At 68.2% G+C, this 17,119-nt stretch carries 17 protein-coding genes; 5 read left to right on the forward strand and 12 right to left on the reverse strand.

What is annotated here, in order from left to right; all coding sequences use genetic code 11:
• Nucleotides 1–52: 52 nt before the first annotated feature.
• From WKC72_RS09960 to WKC72_RS10000, 9 genes are all read right to left on the reverse strand, one after another.
• A complete protein-coding gene (locus WKC72_RS09960; protein WP_370182436.1) occupies nucleotides 53–790 on the reverse strand; it encodes an anti-sigma factor domain-containing protein in 738 nt (245 codons plus the stop codon).
• On the reverse strand, nucleotides 783–1,361 hold the full coding sequence (locus WKC72_RS09965; protein ID WP_005259110.1) for a sigma-70 family RNA polymerase sigma factor: 579 nt from the start codon (nucleotides 1,359–1,361) through the stop codon (nucleotides 783–785). Before WKC72_RS09965 ends, WKC72_RS09960 begins: the two co-directional genes overlap by 8 nt.
• 98 nt (nucleotides 1,362–1,459) lie before the next feature.
• Entirely contained in the window at nucleotides 1,460–2,260 is an 801-nt protein-coding gene (locus WKC72_RS09970) for a DUF1295 domain-containing protein (RefSeq protein WP_370182437.1), read from the reverse strand.
• Nucleotides 2,257–3,567 (reverse strand): class I SAM-dependent methyltransferase, encoded by a 1,311-nt coding sequence (locus WKC72_RS09975; protein WP_370182438.1) that lies wholly within the window; start codon nucleotides 3,565–3,567, stop codon nucleotides 2,257–2,259. Before WKC72_RS09975 ends, WKC72_RS09970 begins: the two co-directional genes overlap by 4 nt.
• Nucleotides 3,564–4,946: a class I SAM-dependent methyltransferase gene (locus tag WKC72_RS09980; protein ID WP_037226065.1), complete on the reverse strand. Its 1,383-nt coding sequence runs from the start codon at nucleotides 4,944–4,946 to the stop codon at nucleotides 3,564–3,566. The genes WKC72_RS09975 and WKC72_RS09980 overlap by 4 nt, the downstream gene beginning before the upstream one ends.
• Nucleotides 4,943–5,674, reverse strand: coding sequence for a DUF1365 domain-containing protein (locus tag WKC72_RS09985; RefSeq protein WP_370182439.1), 732 nt, complete (start codon nucleotides 5,672–5,674; stop codon nucleotides 4,943–4,945). The genes WKC72_RS09980 and WKC72_RS09985 overlap by 4 nt, the downstream gene beginning before the upstream one ends.
• A complete protein-coding gene (locus WKC72_RS09990; RefSeq protein ID WP_370182440.1) occupies nucleotides 5,671–7,011 on the reverse strand; it encodes an NAD(P)/FAD-dependent oxidoreductase in 1,341 nt (446 codons plus the stop codon). The genes WKC72_RS09985 and WKC72_RS09990 overlap by 4 nt, the downstream gene beginning before the upstream one ends.
• Nucleotides 7,004–7,651, reverse strand: coding sequence for a S9 family peptidase (locus tag WKC72_RS09995; protein ID WP_037226062.1), 648 nt, complete (start codon nucleotides 7,649–7,651; stop codon nucleotides 7,004–7,006). Before WKC72_RS09995 ends, WKC72_RS09990 begins: the two co-directional genes overlap by 8 nt.
• A gap of 171 nt (nucleotides 7,652–7,822) precedes the next feature.
• On the reverse strand, nucleotides 7,823–8,488 hold the full coding sequence (locus tag WKC72_RS10000) for a fasciclin domain-containing protein (protein WP_370182441.1): 666 nt from the start codon (nucleotides 8,486–8,488) through the stop codon (nucleotides 7,823–7,825).
• 207 nt (nucleotides 8,489–8,695) lie between these two features.
• Between WKC72_RS10000 and WKC72_RS10005 the strand changes: the two genes are divergently transcribed.
• Complete coding sequence (locus WKC72_RS10005) at nucleotides 8,696–9,295, forward strand: lipocalin family protein (protein WP_370182442.1); 600 nt, start codon at nucleotides 8,696–8,698, stop codon at nucleotides 9,293–9,295.
• Here WKC72_RS10005 and WKC72_RS10010 read toward each other — a convergent pair.
• Nucleotides 9,274–10,755, reverse strand: a complete 1,482-nt coding sequence (locus WKC72_RS10010; protein ID WP_112300125.1) for an SDR family oxidoreductase — start codon at nucleotides 10,753–10,755, stop codon at nucleotides 9,274–9,276. The genes WKC72_RS10005 and WKC72_RS10010 overlap by 22 nt on opposite strands.
• A 59-nt stretch (nucleotides 10,756–10,814) precedes the next feature.
• Here WKC72_RS10010 and WKC72_RS10015 point away from each other — a divergent pair, with 59 nt between their 5' ends.
• Complete coding sequence (locus WKC72_RS10015; RefSeq protein WP_370182443.1) at nucleotides 10,815–12,161, forward strand: TIGR01777 family oxidoreductase; 1,347 nt, start codon at nucleotides 10,815–10,817, stop codon at nucleotides 12,159–12,161.
• On the opposite strand, the gene WKC72_RS10020 is transcribed toward WKC72_RS10015, so the two are convergent.
• On the reverse strand, nucleotides 12,158–12,514 hold the full coding sequence (locus tag WKC72_RS10020) for an MmcQ/YjbR family DNA-binding protein (protein ID WP_268789494.1): 357 nt from the start codon (nucleotides 12,512–12,514) through the stop codon (nucleotides 12,158–12,160). The two genes, WKC72_RS10015 and WKC72_RS10020, sit on opposite strands and share 4 nt — an antisense overlap.
• Nucleotides 12,515–12,591: 77 nt before the next feature.
• Nucleotides 12,592–13,707: an acyl-CoA dehydrogenase family protein gene (locus WKC72_RS10025; RefSeq protein WP_370182444.1), complete on the reverse strand. Its 1,116-nt coding sequence runs from the start codon at nucleotides 13,705–13,707 to the stop codon at nucleotides 12,592–12,594.
• A 168-nt stretch (nucleotides 13,708–13,875) separates the two neighbouring features.
• Here WKC72_RS10025 and WKC72_RS10030 point away from each other — a divergent pair, with 168 nt between their 5' ends.
• From WKC72_RS10030 to WKC72_RS10040, 3 genes are read left to right on the forward strand one after another with little or no spacing between them, the layout of a single operon-like run.
• On the forward strand, nucleotides 13,876–15,108 hold the full coding sequence (locus tag WKC72_RS10030) for an aminotransferase class I/II-fold pyridoxal phosphate-dependent enzyme (protein ID WP_370182445.1): 1,233 nt from the start codon (nucleotides 13,876–13,878) through the stop codon (nucleotides 15,106–15,108).
• Nucleotides 15,108–16,655, forward strand: a complete 1,548-nt coding sequence (locus tag WKC72_RS10035) for an NAD-dependent epimerase/dehydratase family protein (RefSeq protein ID WP_370184321.1) — start codon at nucleotides 15,108–15,110, stop codon at nucleotides 16,653–16,655. Before WKC72_RS10030 ends, WKC72_RS10035 begins: the two co-directional genes overlap by 1 nt.
• Nucleotides 16,656–16,698: 43 nt before the next feature.
• Complete coding sequence (locus WKC72_RS10040; protein ID WP_037226052.1) at nucleotides 16,699–17,118, forward strand: carboxymuconolactone decarboxylase family protein; 420 nt, start codon at nucleotides 16,699–16,701, stop codon at nucleotides 17,116–17,118.
• Nucleotide 17,119: the final 1 nt, after the last annotated feature.

The raw sequence follows: 17,119 nt of genomic DNA on the forward strand, positions 1-17,119 counted from the left end.
AGCCCCCACGTGAGTGGCGAAGCGTGCCCCGGCACACTTCGCCACTCACGTGTCAGGCGAGATTCACCGTCGCGAAGATGTCGCCGGTCGGCTGGGTGGAACCGCCGGGCGGTTCCACACTGAATCCGAGCGCCGTGGACTGGTCGATGTCGTTCACGACCGCGGTGGTCGACGGCGACACGTCATCGGCTTCCATGATTCCGGCGGACACCGGTTCGTGCGACGGTCCGAGCAGCCACATCTGATAGACGGAACCGGACTCGGGCGGTGGGACGTCGTTCATCACCAGCACGCCGGCGTCGACGTCCTTGGAGTACACGACGGTGGCCGAACCGCCACCGGCAATCGGTGCCACCGCCGTGCGGACGTCGTCGGCCGCGAGGATCTGCGCGGGCACGGGTTGGCCGTCCTCGCTCTGCAACTGCTGAGCGACGGTGATGCCACCCACGGCGAGGACGATCACCGCGGCCGCCGCACTCAGCGCCGCCACCAGACGCCTGCGCTTACGCGCACGAACCTCGTCCAGCGCTATCGGTGCGGGCGCAGCGGCAGTGCCGGGCAACGCATCGAGGATGCGCCCGAGCAGGTAGTCGGGCGGCTCGACCGCGGTGGACGCGGACTGGGCGGCCATCGTCTCGTGCACGCCGCGGACGGCGGTGTCGAAGTCGAGGCGGACGTCGGGCGGTGCGCTCTGGACCGCGGTGTCGATCTCGCGGCGCTGCTGATCGTCGACGGCGTCGAGGGCGTACACCTGAGCGAGGTCGAGGATGTCGTGCTGGGACTCATCCATCGAACTGCACCCCCAGACATTGCTTGAGCCTGATCAATCCGTCTCGAATTCGTGATTTCACCGTGGGAAGCGCCACCGACAGCCGTTCCGACACCTCTCGGTACGTCAGCCCCCCGTAATAGGCGAGGACCACGGTTCTCTGCTGGACTTCGGTGAGCGTGCCGAGGCAGTCGACGACGTCGCTGGTGTCGCCGCGTCGGGTGACCTCTTCCGACACCGCGTCGAACGGTCCGTACCAACTCGAGGCGCCGTAGGCGGCTTCCCGTTCGGTGCCGGACTGCTCCGACCGCACCCGGTCGACGGCACGGCGATGGGCGAGGGTGATCAGCCACGACAGCGGCGACCCCTGCTTCGGATCGAATTTCTCCGCGTTGTTCCAGACCTGCAGGTACACCTCTTGGGTGGTTTCCTCGCTGTATCCGGGATCGCGCAGGACCCGCAGCACCATGCCGTACACCCGCGCGCTGGTGCGTTCGTAGAAGTCGCTGAAGGCATCCCGCTCGCCCTGAGCGATACGCGCCAGCAACGCCGTCAGCGTCACGTTCTCCGTGTCCCTGTCGACACCGGTCATCGGCCCATTCCGTTCATCGATCCACAGCCTAATAGCAGGTTGCGGCCGGTGTGGCCACGATGGGACCCGACGGGGAGCGAGCGATGCCGGCATGGCGCTCACCGCTTCGGCGGCAAGGGGAGGAAGTAGCTGGTTCGCTGCTGGTATTCGGGGTAGCCGGGACGCTGCGACATCGACTTCTCGAGCAGCCTGGCCCCGGTCGCGAACACCAGGAAGTACGTCATGACCACGGGAGACAGCACGGTGACGGCGCCGGGCCACACGCTCGCCGCGATGAGCCACAGTCCCCACCACACGCAGGAATCGCCGAAGTAGTTCGGGTGCCGCGTCCACGCCCACAGGCCGACGTCCATGATCTCGCCCTTGTTGGACGGGTCCGCCTTGAACGCCTTCAACTGGTGGTCGCCGACCGATTCGAACACGACGCCGACCACCCACAGGAGCACTCCGAGCAACCCGACGATCGTGCCGAGGCCGGATGCGGGACCGAGGACGGCCGACACCTGCAGCGGCAGCGAGACGAACCACTGCGCGAGTCCCTGGGTGAGAAAGATCTTCCTGACGACGACACCGGGCGAGTCGCCGCCGGCCCGGTCGAGCATCTCCACGTACCGCGGGTCCTCGCCTTTGCCCGCGGACTTGGCGTACATGTGCCAGGTCAGTCGCAGACCCCACACGGCGACGAGCACCACCACCAGCCAGCGGCGCAGTGTGTCGCCGTCGCCGATGACTGCGGCCACGAGCGCCACCAGGACGAAACCGAGGCCCCAGGACACGTCGACGACGTTGTAGCGTCCGATCCGCCGGCCGACGAGGAACGTCGCGGCCTGGAGGACGGCGAGCACCAGTACGCTCGCCGCGGTGACGGCGCCGAAGTCCGACCAGTCGAATCCGTTCATCGGAGCACGTCGGATCCCGCGGAGTCGACTCGCACGGCAGGCATCAGCGACCGACCCGCGGCCGTCGGCTTCACGGCCAGGATCTGATCGACACCCATGCGGCCCTGCTCGAAGCTCATCCCGCCGCCGACGAGATACAGACGCCATACCCGGGCCATCTCGAGCCCGACCATCTCGACGACGTCGTCCCAGCGGGACTCGAACTTCTCCAGCCAGGCGTCGACGGTCCAGACGTAATGCTCGCGAAGACCATGCACGTCGCGCACCTCGAGCCCGGCTCGTTCGAGGTACGCGACGCTCTCACCGACGGGACGCATGGTCATGTCGGGAGCTATGAACGACTCGATGAACGGGCCGCCGCCGGGATGGCGTCCGGTGCGCGACATCTGCTGGATCAGCACCCGCGCACCGGGCTTCGCGTTGTCGTAGAGGGCCTGCGCGTACCGGGCGTAGTTCTTCTCGCCCACGTGCTCACCCATTTCGAGGGAGGCGACGGCGTCGAACGGGCCGTCGGGGACCTCGCGGTAATCCTGCAGACGGATCTCGACGCGGTCCTGCAACCCTCGCTCGGCGATCCGCTTGTCGATGAACGTCTTCTGCTCGCGGGAGATGGTGACACCGACCACCTGTGCGCCGTAGGCGGCTGCGGCGTGGAGGCTCAGCGATCCCCAGCCGCAACCGACGTCGAGCAGTCGCATGCCCGGTTCGAGTCCGATCTTGCGGCACACCAGGTCGAGCTTGTCCCGCTGGGCGTCCTCGAGTCCGTAGTCCGAATCCTGCGGCGTTCCCGGCGCATTCCGGGTGAAGTAGGCGCACGAGTAGGCCATCTGCGGGTCGAGGATCAGGGCGTAGAAATCGTTGGACAGGTCGTAGTGGTGACTGATCGCGGCGCGGTCACGCAGCAGGCTGTGCAGTCGGCCGCGGATGTTCGCCTGCGTGGCAGGCGCGGGGAGCGGTCCGCCCGCGACCCCCAGCTTCGCGGCGACACGCAGCACCTTCGCAACCGTCGACGGGCTCGGCCGGACTCCGCCGAGCCCTCGCTCACGGGCCACCGCCCACACGTGTGCCAGGGCCTCGCCCAGGTCGCCCTCGACGTCGATCTCACCCGTCACGTAAGCCTGCGCGGCCCCGAGTTCCCCGGGGTTCCACAGCAATCGGCGCAGGGCGTCCGGGCTGCGCAGCACCACCTTCGGCGCCGTGACCGGGCCTGCGGTGCTGCCGTCCCACGCGGTCAGATGCACGGGCAGTTCGCCGCGGACGAGCGGACGCAACGCCCTGTCGAGTTCGGCGGCAACGGTCACGGTCATGCTCCCGTCTTGTCGAGGACGAGCTGCTGGACGTCGATGTAGCCGGAGCGGAACCCGGCCTCCGAGTAGCAGAGGTAGAAATGCCACATGCGGCGGAACGTCTCGTCGAATCCGAGTGCCTCGGCCTGCGCGCTGTGCGCGGCGAACCGTTCCTTCCACAGGCGCAGCGTCTCCGCGTAGTGCTGTCCCATGCTCAGGCGTTCCCGCACCCGTAGTGCGGTGTGTTCGGCGGTGATCGATTCGATCGCCTCGGTCGACGGGAGGAATCCGCCCGGGAAGATGTACTTGTGCACCCAGGTGTAGGTGTTGCGGGTCTGCAGCATCCGATCATGTGGCATGGTGATCGCCTGCAGCGCAACCTTTCCGCCCGGTGCGAGAAGCTTGTCGAGCACCCGGAAGTAGGTGGCCCAGTACTGATGTCCGACGGCCTCGATCATCTCGACGGACACGATGGCGTCGTACTCGCCGTCCACGTTGCGGTAGTCGAGCAGGTCGATCTGCACGGACTCCGAGTGTCCGGCCTCGGCGACGCGCAGACGGGCCAGGCTCTGCTGTTCGCTGGACAGAGTCACCGAACGGACCACGGCACCGCGTTCCGCCGCCCGGATGCACAGTTCTCCCCAGCCCGTCCCGACCTCGAGCAGCCTGGTGCCCGCACCGACGCCGGCCTCGTCGAGCAGCCGATCGATCTTGCGGCGCTGCGCGTCCGCGAAGTCCTCCCACTTCGGGGTGATCTGTGGGACGGGTGCCCGCAGGACCGTCACGTCCCGGACCTGCCCCACGCGGGTCGGGGTCGACGAGAACAGTGCGCTCGAGTACGTCAGCGTCTCGTCGAGGAATGTCTCGAACATCTCGTTGGACAGGTCGTAGTGCCGGGAGATGTTGGAGCGGGTGTTCTGCTCGGTGTTGCGTTCCTGGGCGGGGTGTTTGGCGACGTAGAGTGCGCGCAACCGTTGCAGCGGGCGGGGAATGAGGGTCGCCATCCGTGAGGCGAACACGCTCAGCACCGCGGCCAGATCCGGCGACGTCCAATCGCCGGCCATGTAGGACTCGCCGAAACCGATGAGGCCGCTCGTCCCGACCCGCCGGGCGAACGCGTCGGGATTCCGGATGATCATGCGCGGCAGGATTTCCTGCTCCCGGCGTGCCCCCACCAGGGTGCCGTCGGGGTACTCGATGCGGACGTCGAGGTCGGCGGCCGCGCGGCGGAACAGGCGGTCGGCGACCTTCGCCGACACCGAGGCGCGCGCACCGGTCGGCACGTCGGCCAGCCCGGGCCAGATCCGGTTGTCGATCCGCGGATCCTCGCCGGTGAACGCGAGGTCGGCGGTACTCAGGGCGGGCGATCCGTCCATGTCGGTGTCCTTGTTCCTTCTCACTGAACTGTCTCCTTCTGCCGGCCGTCGGGCCGGGCCGTGACGGGGAGTCCACGGGCCCACAAAGTGATTCCCTGGATGCGAATGCGAGCCGACACCACGAGAGGTGCCAGGGGAGTGCGTAGTTGAGTTCTCAGGACCGTGCGGCGGGTGGCCGGCTGCCGCGTCCCCCGCACCGTCGCGGTGAACGGGGCGTGCCCGTCCCGGTGGAGCACCACGTTCAGGGAGAGCGTGTCGCCGGGCTCGGGAAACCGCATCTCGTAACGGCCGCTCACGTCGTTGAACGGTGAGACGTAGAACTGCTTGTCCACCTCGGCGCGGTCGTTGCCGTCGGGCCGGATCAGGTAGCTGTGCCGCTGACCATAGGTGTTGTGAACCTCGGCGATCACACAGCGGAGGCCGCCGTCGATGTCGTGGCACCAGTACACGCTGAGCGGGTTGAACACGTAGCCGAGCACCCGCGCGTTGAGTAGCGCCGTCACCGTGCCACCGCGCAGGTCGACTCCGTGGGTGGCGAGGAACGCATCCACCCTGGCGCGCAGCGTGTCCGCGCCGGCGCCGGGGCCCGGTTCGAAGTGGTCCTCGGCGCGGAAGCGGGCGAACGGACCGAGCCAGCCGGGAAGGTCGTCGACGTCGACGTACCAGCTGTAGCTCGAATATTCGAAACTGTTGCGGACCGGTTCGGTGCGTGCGTGCCGGATCGTCGTCGAGTAGATCGCCGGCGCGGTCACGACACCGTCTCCCGTTCGCGGTGTCGTCCGGCGTGCGTGTCCCACGATCCGCCGATCCGTTCGGCGGCGCGCAGACCCGAGAGCGCCCCGTCCTCGTGGAACCCCCAGCCGTGGTAGGCGCCCGCGAAAGCGAAGGTGCCGGAACCGAGTTCGTGCAACCGCGACTGCGCGGCCACGGAATCGGGGGTGTAGACGGGGTGCTCGTACGTCATCTCAGTGACGACCTTCGACGGGTCGACGAGGTGCTTCCCGCCGAGTGTGACGAGGAACCGCCGGTCGCGCACGGTATCCAGGCGCATGAGCCGGGTCATGTCGTAGGTGACGATCACGCCGGTCGCGTCCGTGCCGTCGGCGGGAGTCAGGTAGTTCCAGGAGGCCCGGGCGTTCTCCGCGCGGGGGAGCAGCGACTCGTCGGTGTGCAGCTGAGCGTGATTCACCGAGAACGGCATATCACCCAGGATCTCGGTCTCGAGGTCCGAGGCGTCGCCGAGCACGGCGAGCGCCTGACGGGGGTGAACGGCCACCACCACGGCGTCGAAGTACCGCACGTCGCCGCGGGCGTCGACGATGCACGCGCCGCCGTCCGGGGTGCGTTCCACCTGCTGGACGGGGGTGTCGAGAAGTATCTCGTCGAGGTGTGCCGCCACCTTCTCGACGTAGCGGGCGGAGCCGCCGGTCACGGTGCGCCAGGTGGGTGACCCGAAGACGGTGAGCATTCCGTGGTGCTCGAGAAACGTGAACAGGTAGCGGGCCGGGTAGTGCTCGGCCGTCGTGGCGTCACACGACCACACCGCCGCGACGAGCGGAGTCATGAAATGCTCGACGAAGTACGGGCTGAAACCGTTGCGGCTCAGGAACTCGCCCAGCGGTTCCTGCGCGCCGACGTCGTCGGCGGGAGCGTCGAGCACGGTGCGGGCGCAACGGTGGAACCGGAGGACCTCGCCGAGCATCCGCCAGTACCGCGGCCGGGCCAGGGTGCGCGCGGTGGGGAACAGCCCGCGGATCCCCTTCGCGCCTGCATATTCGAGCCCGCTCGCATCGGATCGGATCGACATCGACATGTCCGAATCCTGGGTGGCCACGTCGAGTTCGGCGAACAGGCGCAGCAGGGTGGGGTAGGTGCGGTCGTTGTGCACGATGAAGCCCGTGTCGACGTCCACTTCTGCGCCCGAGTCGAGCGTCAGGTGGTGGGTGTGGGCGTGACCGCCGAGACGGGCATCGGCCTCGTAGAGGGTGACACGGTCGTGGCGGGACAGAACGTAGGCGGCGGTCAGCCCTGCGACGCCGCTACCGATCACCGCGACGTTCCTGCGTTCGAGCTTCTCCGAATCATGCATGGCGACCTGCTTTCCGGTCAGTCGGTGCGGCGACGACACCTTCGGCAATGAAGGCGTCGAGAACGAAATCGGCGGTGATGCGATGCCACCGGCGAGGCCGGGTGAGCATGAAGTGTCCGGCTCCCGTCAGGGGAGTCCACGACGCGTTCACCCCACGAGCCAGCGCCTGCTCGGTCTGGACCCGGGAAGAGGTGGAATTCGTCCAGCGGTCGGCGGTTCCGTGCGCGACCATCAGACTGCGGTCGGCGGGCACCAGTTCGCCGTCGGACTCGGGCCACCAGGGTGCGAGCGCGGCGATCGCCCGGACGTTGTCGAGGGCGGCGAGGTGAGCGGCGACGCGGCCGCCCATCGAATGCCCGACGACGGCGACGGGGACGTCCCCGAACCGCTGTCGGGCCCGCTCGAGAGCGACCCGGGCGTCGTGCACGGGGCTGGCGTCGGGGGCGTTCCATCCGCGGAGCCGGTACTGCAGGCGCTCCACGACGATTCCCTGCCTCCCGAGCGTGGACCGCAGAGACCAGGCCATCCAGGTCATGCGCAGATTCGACAGGTGCCAGAACCGCGAGGGTGCCTGACTGCGTGGTTTGCCGCCGGGCAGTACGAGCACGTACGCCGGGGCGGTGGGTGAGCCTTTCTCCATAACCGTTATTCGGAGCTGACTTTGCGCCGGATGGGCGGACCCGCACCCGCTCACGTGAGTGGCGAAGCGTGCCGGAGCACACCATGGCACTCACGTGGGGCACGCGACAGCCCGGCGGCATCGGTGTGGGACCGATGCCGCCGGGCGCGGAGAACTGTGAGAGGAGGGTGCTTACTGGGGCATCAGGACGGAGTCGACCAGGTACACCGTGGCGTTGGCGGTCTGGACGCCACCGCAGATGACGCCGGCGTCGTTGACCTTCAGGTCGTCGCCCGAACCGGTGACGGTGACCGTGCCACCCTCGACGGTCGTGTGCTGGCCGTCGATGTCACTCGGCGCGATCTGGCCTGGGACCACGTGGTACGTCAGGACCTTGGTGAGCAGCGCCGGGTCGGTCTTGAGGGTCTCGATGGTGGCCGGGTCGACCTTCGCGAACGCGGCATCCACCGGCGCGAACACCGTGAACTGTCCGCTGTTCAGCGTGTCCACCAGGTTGACCTGCGGGTTGAGCTGACCGGATACGGCGGCGGTGAGGGTGGTGAGCAGCGGGTTGTTGGACGCGGCCGTCGCGACGGGATCCTGCGCCATGCCGCTGACCGAACCGGCGCCCTCCGGCACCGTCTTCGCGTACTCGGCGCAGCCCGGACCGACCAGGTTTGCGGCGGGATCGGCCATGGCGGACGAGGTCATCGAACCGGACGACATCGACTCGGACGTCATCGCCTCCGAAGCCGAGCCGCTGCTCGACGAGTCGCTGTCGTCCGACGAACACGCTGCGCCCAGCAGGACGAGGGACGTGCTCGCTGCGACTGCCAGAACTCGTGTGGTGATGTTCATGGGTTATTGCCTCTCTCCGGTGTGGGTGCGGAAGAGCACCATCGACAGGCATTCGGAGCGGTCTCCCGAACGGATGGGTCGAAGGTTTTCGCGGATCGACCCATCCGATCCGGGAGAGGCGTCGAATGCCCCGAGAGAGGGTGCTGCGCAGGCCCTCTGTTCAGGCTGCCCGTTTCGTCGACGCAAGAGATCGTGAAAGGACTCGAGATGACACTCTCGAAGGCACGTGGATTCGCCGCAGGACTGCTGACCGTCGCTGCGGCCGTGGTGCTGGCGAACCCGGCACAGGCTCAGCCCGGTGCGCTCGCACCCGTCCCGTCCCTCGACGTCCAGAGGTACCTCGGCACGTGGTATCAGTTGGCCGCTGTGCCACAGCCGTTCAACCTGGACTGTGCGCGGGACACGAGGGCGACGTACGGGCTCGTCGACCCGTCGAACGTCAGCGTCGCCAACTCGTGCATCACCTGGTCGGGCGGAACGAACGGCATCAACGGCAATGCGCGTGTCACCGACCCGGTCACCAATGCGCAACTCCACGTGAGTTTCCCGGACGTGCCGTTTCAGAGTTCACTAGACGGTCCCACCAACTATGTGGTCACTTACATCGCCGACGACTACTCGTGGGCGCTCGTCGGTGACCCGGCACGGGCTTCGGGTTTCGTCCTGTCCCGCAACCCGGCGGTCGACGACGCGGGATGGACGCAGATCCGGCAGGTGGTGGAATCGCGTGGCTACAACTCGTGCCTGTTGCTGACGTCCCCGACCACCGGTGGCCGAGAAGGAATTCAGCCGCTCTGCACGGTCTGACGGGCCGCGGAGCCGGTGATGTTCTCCATCATGCCTTTGAAGATGATTCCGTGGAACGGCATGATGGAGTACCAATACAGCCGTCCGGCGAGGCCTTTCGGGAAGAAGATGGCCCGCTGATCGAGTCGGGACCGGTCGGGATCCACACTGTGGACGCGCCATTCGAGCCACGCCCCGCCCGGTGCCCGCATCTCGGCGCGCAGTCGTAGCAGCGACCCCCGGTCGATGCGTTCGACCCGCCAGAAATCCAGGGGGTCGCCGGTGTTGAGCTGTTTCGGGTTCCGGCGTCCACGGGTGAGTCCGACACCGCCGACCACGCGGTCGAGCCAGCCGCGCACCGACCACGCGAGTGGGAACGAGTACCAGCCGTTTTCCCCGCCGATGCTCTCGACGACGCTCCACAGCGTTCCGGCGTTCGCGTCGCAGTCCTTGGTGCGTTCGTCGGTGTAGACGACCTCACCGGCCCAATCGGGATCGGACGGGAGCGGATCGGACGGGGCGCCGACCGGGGACGCACTGGCCCATGTCGTCTCCACCTCGCCGTTGTCGATGCGCCGCAACGCCAATCGCACGGCATCCCGGTACGTGGTCAGGCCTGCCTTCGGGGGCGGGATGACATCGTCGATGTCGTGCTCGGAGGCGACCGCGTCGTTCTGCAGCGATTCGATCAGGGCCCGCCCGAGCGAGCGGGGGATCGGGGTGACCAGACCGATCCACAGACCGGCGAGCTTCGGGGTCAGCACCGGGAGGACGAGGATGCGACGCTGACGCAGACCGGCGACCTCGGCGTACGTCTGCATCATCTCGCCGTAGCGGATGACGTCGGGGCCGCCGATGTCGAAGGTGCGGCTGCGCGGCAACGGTGCCTCGGCCGCGGCGACGAGGTAGTGCAGAACGTCGCGGACGGCGATCGGCTGGATCCTGTTGTTCACCCACCGCGGGGTGGTCATTACGGGGAGCCGGTTGGTGAGGTGGCGGATCATCTCGAACGACGCCGAACCGGAGCCGATGACCACCCCGGCCTGCAGAACCATTGTGGGAACACCGGAGTCGACGAGGATCTGCCCCACCTGGGTGCGGGAGCGCAGGTGCGGCGAAAGGTCGACCGAGTCGGGATGCAGTCCGCCGAGGTAGACGATCCGGCCGACACCGGACGTGCGGGCGGCCTCGGCCACGTTCTCCGCGCTGACGCGTTCGGCCTCCTCGAACTCGTCCGACCCGCCCATCGAATGCACGAGGTAGTAGACGACGTCCACGTCCGTGAAAGCGGCAGAAAGGGATTCGGGATCGCTCAGGTCGCCGCGGGCGATCTCGACGTCGGAGGCCCAGGGAACGTCGGTGAGCTTTTCGGGTGAACGCACCAGCACCCGCACCCGGTAGCCGGCTTCCGCGAGCCGGGGTGCGAGGCGTCCGCCGATGTATCCGGTGGCGCCGGTGACCAGTACACGTAACTGTGTCATTCCCACACGCTACTCGTCGTTGTCGCCGCCTCGCCCGCTGTGGCGACTAAGGTCGGGTCATGGGCATCGTGCATTCGAGTGTGGTCGAGGCCTCGCGGGACGAGTTGTTCGCCTGGCACACGAGGGCCGGGGCGTTCACCCGGCTCTCACCACCCTGGCAGCCACTGAGTCTCGCGAAGGAATCCGAGTCTCTGGAATCGGGTCGTGCCGAACTGCGCCTGCCCGGCGGCCTGACGTGGATCGCGCAGCACGACGCGAAGGAGTATGACCCTCCGCACCGGTTCGTCGACTATTCGGCTGCCCTGCCGCTGCGACTGCTGGTGCCGTGGCGGCACACGCACACGTTCGACGTCGTGTCCGAGGGCCGGACCCGGGTCACCGACCGGGTCGACACCATCGTGCCCGGCCACTTCCTCCGATCGACGTTCGTCTACCGCCATCGCCAGCTCGCCGACGACATGGACCGGCACCACTGGGCGTCCACCCTCCTGCCCGGTCCCCTCACCGTCGCGGTGACGGGGAGCTCCGGTCTCGTCGGCTCCGCCCTCACCGCGTTCCTGAGCACCGGCGGGCACCGGGTGGTTCGTCTCGTGCGCCGCGCTCCCAGCACACCCGACGAGCGGCGCTGGAACCCGGACGCTCCTGCCGCGGACCTGCTCGACGGAGTCGACGCCGTGATCCACCTCGCCGGCGCATCCATCGCGGGACGGTTCACCGACGGTCATCGCCGGGCGATCAGGGACAGTCGCATCGAGCCCACCCGAAGGCTGGCGGAAGTCGCCGCAGCGTCCGGGCAGGGGCCGAAGATCTTCGTCGGTGCGTCGGCGATCGGGTACTACGGCCCCGACCGGGGCGACGAGGTGCTCCACGAGCAGGACCCGCGGGGCGACGGCTTCCTCGCCGATGTCGTGGCGGACTGGGAGGACGCAGCGAAGCCGGCCGCCAGCGCCGGACTGCGGGTGGTCCACGTCCGCACGGGGATCGTCCAGTCGCCGAGCGGCGGCGTTCTGCGCCTGCAACGGCCGCTGTTCGAGGTCGGACTCGGAGGTCGTCTCGGTGCCGGAACGCAGTGGTTGTCGTGGATCGACATCGACGATCTGATCGACGTCTACCACCGCGCCGTCGTCGATGCGGGGTTGAGCGGTCCGGTCAACGCGGTGGCGCCGAACCCGGTCCGCAACGAGGAGTACACCGCAGTCCTGGCGTCGGTGCTGCACCGGCCGGCGTTCCTCCCGGTCCCCGATTTCGGCCCGAAGCTCCTGCTCGGCGAGCAGGGCGCGCGCGAACTCGCCCTCGCCGATCAGCGCGTCACCCCGGGCAAGCTCCTCGACCGCGGTCACCGGTTCCGGCGCCCCGACCTCGACACGGCGCTGCGCCACCAGCTCGGGCGGTTCACGACGGACTAGGGGTGCCCCCCGGCGTCGTACGCCGCTACGACGCGCTTCGGGGCGGTGAGACGCCACGCCTCCTCGACGAGCTCGGCCAGTTCATCGGCGTCGACACGGTCGAGGACGACGTCGATCCAGCCCCACCGGCCGAAGAACGGCGCGACCAGGAAGACGTCGGGATCCTCCTGCAGCAGAGCCGCCTGCGTTTCCTTCGTCGCTTTGAGGCACACGGTGGGGGCGCCGTACCCGACGAGACCGAACATCTTCTTGCGCACGCGGAAGGTCGGCTGATCACCCCAGTTGGCGATCACGACCTCGTGCGCCTCCGGCAACGCCAGCATCATCGCGCGCACGTCGTGTTCGGTGGGCATCACAGCTCCTGGTCGGGCGGTCGGTGGTCCGGGGACCTTTATATCCCCGGCCACCGACAGCCCGGACCGCGGCGGGGTCAGACGAAGGCGAACTCGTCTCCGGCGTGGAACTTGGCGAGCGATTCGGAGACCGAACGCCGTGACGGCGGGTGGAAGGCGAATGCGTGGACGGCGGCGGCGAGGTAGCCGATATCGGAGGACGTGATGAACGCGATCCCGCCGAGCGACTCGACGGCCGCCGCGGACGCGCGGACGAGTGCGTCGCGAATCGCGATGCGCGAGAACAATAGCCGCACCGAGATGTCTTGTCCGCGTTCGCCTTCGTCGACGGCGCGGGCGATGTTCTCGATCGCGGCCATCGCGTTCTCCACGTCGGCGGCGGCGCGCACGTAACCCTCGTAGTCGTCCATGCCTGCCGCCAGTAGCCGCTCGAGCAGCGCGCTCGCCGCGCCCAGGTAATTCGCGGTGACGAGCATGCCGAACCACAGGTACCCGGTCATCTCGTGTCGGCCGTCGGGGTCGTCGGCGCCGTTGAGGAGGACGAGGTCGGCGGGCACCTCGACGTCCTCGAGGTGCACCTCGTCGCTCTCGGCTCCCGCGAGGATCCAGCTCTCCCAGAACGGGCGCACCGAAATGCCCGGCGTGCCGGCGGGGATCAGCGCGATCGCCCGCTCACCGGTGTCGACCTCCACGCTGGCGGTGAGCAGGTCCATCGAACTCGACAGACTGCACGGCTTCTTGCTGCCGTTGACGAGGTAGCTCGACCCGGTCCTGGTGGCGGTCATCGTGGGGATGAAGACGTTGCCGCCGGTGACGCCCTCGGAGAAGCCGGAGGCGACGACGGCGCGTTGTTCCACCAGGCTCGTGATCAGAGCGCGGTCCTCGTCCGTACCCTCCTGCGCGAACTCGTTGAGGGTGGCGAGCGACAGATGGTGCATGGTGGTGGCGGCGCCGAGAGACGGCGACCTGCTCCCGATCGCCCGTTGGACCCGCACGGAGTCCAGGGCGGAGGCGCCCAGCCCGCCGGACTCCTTCGGAATGGTCAGAGCGGTACCGCCCGCGTCCCGGAAGCGCCCGATCGCCCCGCTGTCCCGGCCCTCCAGTGTGAGCAGTGGTGTCTCGTCCAGGTAGGTGGCGAGGTCGGGCAGATACGACTTCAGCGCTGCGTGTTCACGGGCCATCAATGCGGTCATGACACTCCTCGAATGTGTTCGCGGAAATTCCGGATCTCCAGGGAGATCCATAGGGATATTCGGAGTGGGGAGTAATCCGGTTTGGTCGGTGCCACCAAACCGCATCGGCGGCCGCTCCGAATCAACGGGGAAATTCCGATCATGCACACCGCGAGGAGATTGGTATCGATGGCTGCGAACAGATTGATCCAGAGGCTGGCTGGCGACGACCGGGTAGATCTGCTCCGGGCAGTTCGTGAGTCAGATGTGAGTCCGTACTTCCGGGTGATGGAGTCCGCCACCGCGCCCATCGTCCAGGTGGAGGGCGCCGACCGGATCATGCTCGGTTCCAACAACTATCTCGGGCTGGCCGATCACCCCGCCATCCGTCAGGGAGCGCAGGACGCCCTCGATACGTTCGGCGGCGCGATCACCGGAAGCCGCCTCCTGAACGGCACCATGGACCTGCACCTCGACCTCGAATCGGAAATCGCCGAATGGCACGGCACCGAGGACGCCATGGTCTTCACCACCGGCTATCAAACGAATCTCGGCACCATCAGTGCCGTCGTCGGCGTGGGCGACGTCGTCGCGGTCGACTCTGCCGCCCACGCGTCGATTCGAGACGGATGTGCTCTGTCCGGTGCGACGATCCGCAAATTCCGTCACAACGACGTCGCCGACCTGGAGAGCATTCTCGGGGACACCGCAGCCGGGGACGGCGCGGTGCTGGTGATCGTGGACGGGTTGTATTCGATGGAGGGCGATCTCGCCCCACTCGGCGCGGTCTCCGAACTCTGCGACCGCTACGGTGCGGCCCTGATGGTGGACGAGGCGCACAGTCTCGGCATCTTCGGCAAGCAGAGGACCGGCGCCGCCGAACTGCTCGGCATCGACGGCGACACCGACATCCGGATGGCCTCGCTGTCCAAAGGCCCCAGCTCCACAGGAGGATTCATCGCGGGGTCCCGTGACCTCCTCGACTCGCTGCGGGTGAATGCCCGTGCCTTCCTGTTCACGACGTCCGGTGTTCCCGCCGCGGTGGGGGCGTCCCTCGCCGCGGTGCGACTGATCCGCAGCGAGGAGGGGGAACAGCGCGCACGACGCGCGCTGGACAACGCCGCGGTCCTGCGGTCCGGACTGGCGGACAACGGACTCGACGTGGGTGCGTTGTCGCCCCTGCCCGGCGGTGGTGAGACCGTGACGCCCATCGTGTCCGTCCACGTCGGCGACGACCTCGAGGCGATGAACCTCTGGCGCGCCCTGTTCGACAGGGGTGTGTTCACCAGTGCGGCACTCTATCCCGCCGTTCCCCGCTCGGGGGCGATGCTCCGGCTGTGCGTCATGGCCACCCACACGGACACACAGTTGCGGCGGGCGGTCGACGTGATCTCCGAGACCGTCACGGAGGCCGCGGCGTGATGAAGGTGGCCGTCACCGGCGCGACGAGCGACTTCGGTGCTGCGATCCTGCCTGTGCTGCTGGCGGATCCGGACATCGACACGGTGATCGGGCTCGCCAGGCGGGAACTGCCGATCGAACATCCGAAACTCGAGTCCGTCCGGATGGACATTCGTGATCCGGGCATCGAGGAGGTGTTCCGTGGCTGCGAGGCCGTGGTCCACCTGGCGTTCGTGGTGGAGGAGATCCGGGACAAGGCGGAGACCCACGACATCAACCTGAGGGGTTCCCGCAACGTCATCGACTCCGCTTACCGGGCAGGCGTGCTGCGCGTCGTGATCGCGTCGAGCATCAACGCGTACGGCCCCGAGCTGCGTCCGAAGCCGGTGAACGAAGACGTCTATCCCGCAGGCGATCCCGACCGATACTATTTCCACGACAAGGCCGAGGTCGAGCATTACGCCGAGTGGTGGCTGCGCCGCCACCCGGGGGAGATGGCGATCTCGATGCTGCGGCCCACCTACATCATCGGACCGGACTTCTCCAACGACGGCATCGACCAGCTCACCGGCCCGGTCGGGGCCTTTCCGCGGGCCGACGACGCCGCGTATCAATTCCTGCACCAGCGGGACATGGCGGATGCGTTTCACCGCGCCGCGAAGCAGGACCTGGTGGGCCCGTTCAACCTCGGACCGCGGGACTGGGTGGGTGTCCGCGACCTCGCGGCGATGCAGGGACAGCGGATGTTCGACGTGCCCGAACGCCCGGCGGTCGTGGCGGCGAACGTCGCGTTCCGGCTGGGACTCACCGCGTTCTCCGGCCAGTGGGTGACCGCGGGGGAGACCGTCGTCGATTCGACGCGCCTGACCGAGGCGACCGGCTGGGCGCCGACGCTGACGGCCCGGGAGTCGGCGGCCGTCATGATCCTGCTGCAGGGGAAACCCCTGCTGCGCAGGGAAGATGCCCTGGAGCGCCGCATCGCCTGCGAGGCGGCGCTGGAGCCGGCGTCCGAATTCGTCGGCGTCGACGGCCGCGGGATCGAGCACGTCCAGATTCCCGCGGCGACCGGGGCCGTGCACGCCGAGGTTCACGCGGCGCGGTCGGGCGGCTCAGCCACCGTGGAGTCGGGCGGCTCAGCCACCGTGGTCCTGCCGGCACCACCCGGACTCCACGCGCGGTACCTCACCCCCTTCGCCGCGGAACTGGCGGAGAACGGCGTCGACGTCGTCGTCGTGGACCTCCCCGGACACGGGTTGAGCACAGGGAAGCGAGGTCGTGCGACTGCGGCCGGGGTGAACGACGCCCTGGCGGTTGCCCTCGGCTACGCCCGGATCCGGTTCGGTGCCACTCCGCTGGTGGTGAGGGTCGGCGACGCGACCGAGCGCGTGTCCCGGCCGGGACGATGGCGATCGAAGATTTCCCGCTCGCGGACCCAGATGTCGGTCAACCCGGCCGACGGACTGCTCCCGCGGCGGCTGCGGTACGAGGGTGGGCTGGAGGATATTCCGCACGCCTACTCCGTCCGCGACGTCGTCGCCCTCACCCGCGCCGATCGCGTCGACTCGTAGAGTGACTCCCGAACACGTAGGCGCTGTGAACAGGAGTGAACCCATGACCAGTGAAGAACCCGGGAAGCGGAGTCCGGCCGTCGAGGCGGGGCTGACGGTGCGGCGTGAGGTGATGGGCGCCGACTTCGTCGAGCGGGCGCTCACTCGCACAGCGGGGACCGACAGTGAGCAGCTGCAGGAGTTCGTCACCGAGCACGTCTGGGACGCCGTGTGGAACCGGCCGGGGTTGGATCGGCGCAGCCGCAGCCTCCTCAACCTCGGCATGCTCATCGCGCTGCGCGCGCACGGTGAGCTGAAGGGTCACGTGCGGGGTGCCCTGCGCAACGGTCTGACCCGCACCGAGGTCGTCGAAGCGGTGATCCACGCGAGCGCCTACTGCGGCGCCCCCGCCGGGTTGTCGGCGATGGCGGTGGTGCAGGAGGCGCTCGACGCGGAACTGGGACCGCTGGAAGCCGAAGACTGAC

Origin of the sequence: Rhodococcus wratislaviensis, assembly GCF_041228765.1 — a bacterium.
Classification (GTDB): Bacteria; Actinomycetota; Actinomycetes; order Mycobacteriales; family Mycobacteriaceae; genus Rhodococcus_F; species Rhodococcus_F wratislaviensis.

Coding starts and splice junctions, on each gene's coding strand:
- WKC72_RS10035 (WP_370184321.1), top strand. CDS start 15,108: ATGAAGGTGGCCGTCACCGGCGCGACGAGCGACTTCGGTGCTGCGATC.
- WKC72_RS10030 (WP_370182445.1), top strand. CDS start 13,876: ATGGCTGCGAACAGATTGATCCAGAGGCTGGCTGGCGACGACCGGGTA.
- WKC72_RS09970 (WP_370182437.1), bottom strand. CDS start 2,260: ATGAACGGATTCGACTGGTCGGACTTCGGCGCCGTCACCGCGGCGAGC.
- WKC72_RS10025 (WP_370182444.1), bottom strand. CDS start 13,707: ATGACCGCATTGATGGCCCGTGAACACGCAGCGCTGAAGTCGTATCTG.
- WKC72_RS10040 (WP_037226052.1), top strand. CDS start 16,699: ATGACCAGTGAAGAACCCGGGAAGCGGAGTCCGGCCGTCGAGGCGGGG.
- WKC72_RS10005 (WP_370182442.1), top strand. CDS start 8,696: ATGACACTCTCGAAGGCACGTGGATTCGCCGCAGGACTGCTGACCGTC.
- WKC72_RS09975 (WP_370182438.1), bottom strand. CDS start 3,567: ATGACCGTGACCGTTGCCGCCGAACTCGACAGGGCGTTGCGTCCGCTC.
- WKC72_RS09965 (WP_005259110.1), bottom strand. CDS start 1,361: ATGACCGGTGTCGACAGGGACACGGAGAACGTGACGCTGACGGCGTTG.
- WKC72_RS10015 (WP_370182443.1), top strand. CDS start 10,815: ATGGGCATCGTGCATTCGAGTGTGGTCGAGGCCTCGCGGGACGAGTTG.
- WKC72_RS09960 (WP_370182436.1), bottom strand. CDS start 790: ATGGATGAGTCCCAGCACGACATCCTCGACCTCGCTCAGGTGTACGCC.
- WKC72_RS10020 (WP_268789494.1), bottom strand. CDS start 12,514: ATGCCCACCGAACACGACGTGCGCGCGATGATGCTGGCGTTGCCGGAG.
- WKC72_RS09990 (WP_370182440.1), bottom strand. CDS start 7,011: ATGCATGATTCGGAGAAGCTCGAACGCAGGAACGTCGCGGTGATCGGT.
- WKC72_RS09995 (WP_037226062.1), bottom strand. CDS start 7,651: ATGGAGAAAGGCTCACCCACCGCCCCGGCGTACGTGCTCGTACTGCCC.
- WKC72_RS10000 (WP_370182441.1), bottom strand. CDS start 8,488: ATGAACATCACCACACGAGTTCTGGCAGTCGCAGCGAGCACGTCCCTC.
- WKC72_RS10010 (WP_112300125.1), bottom strand. CDS start 10,755: ATGACACAGTTACGTGTACTGGTCACCGGCGCCACCGGATACATCGGC.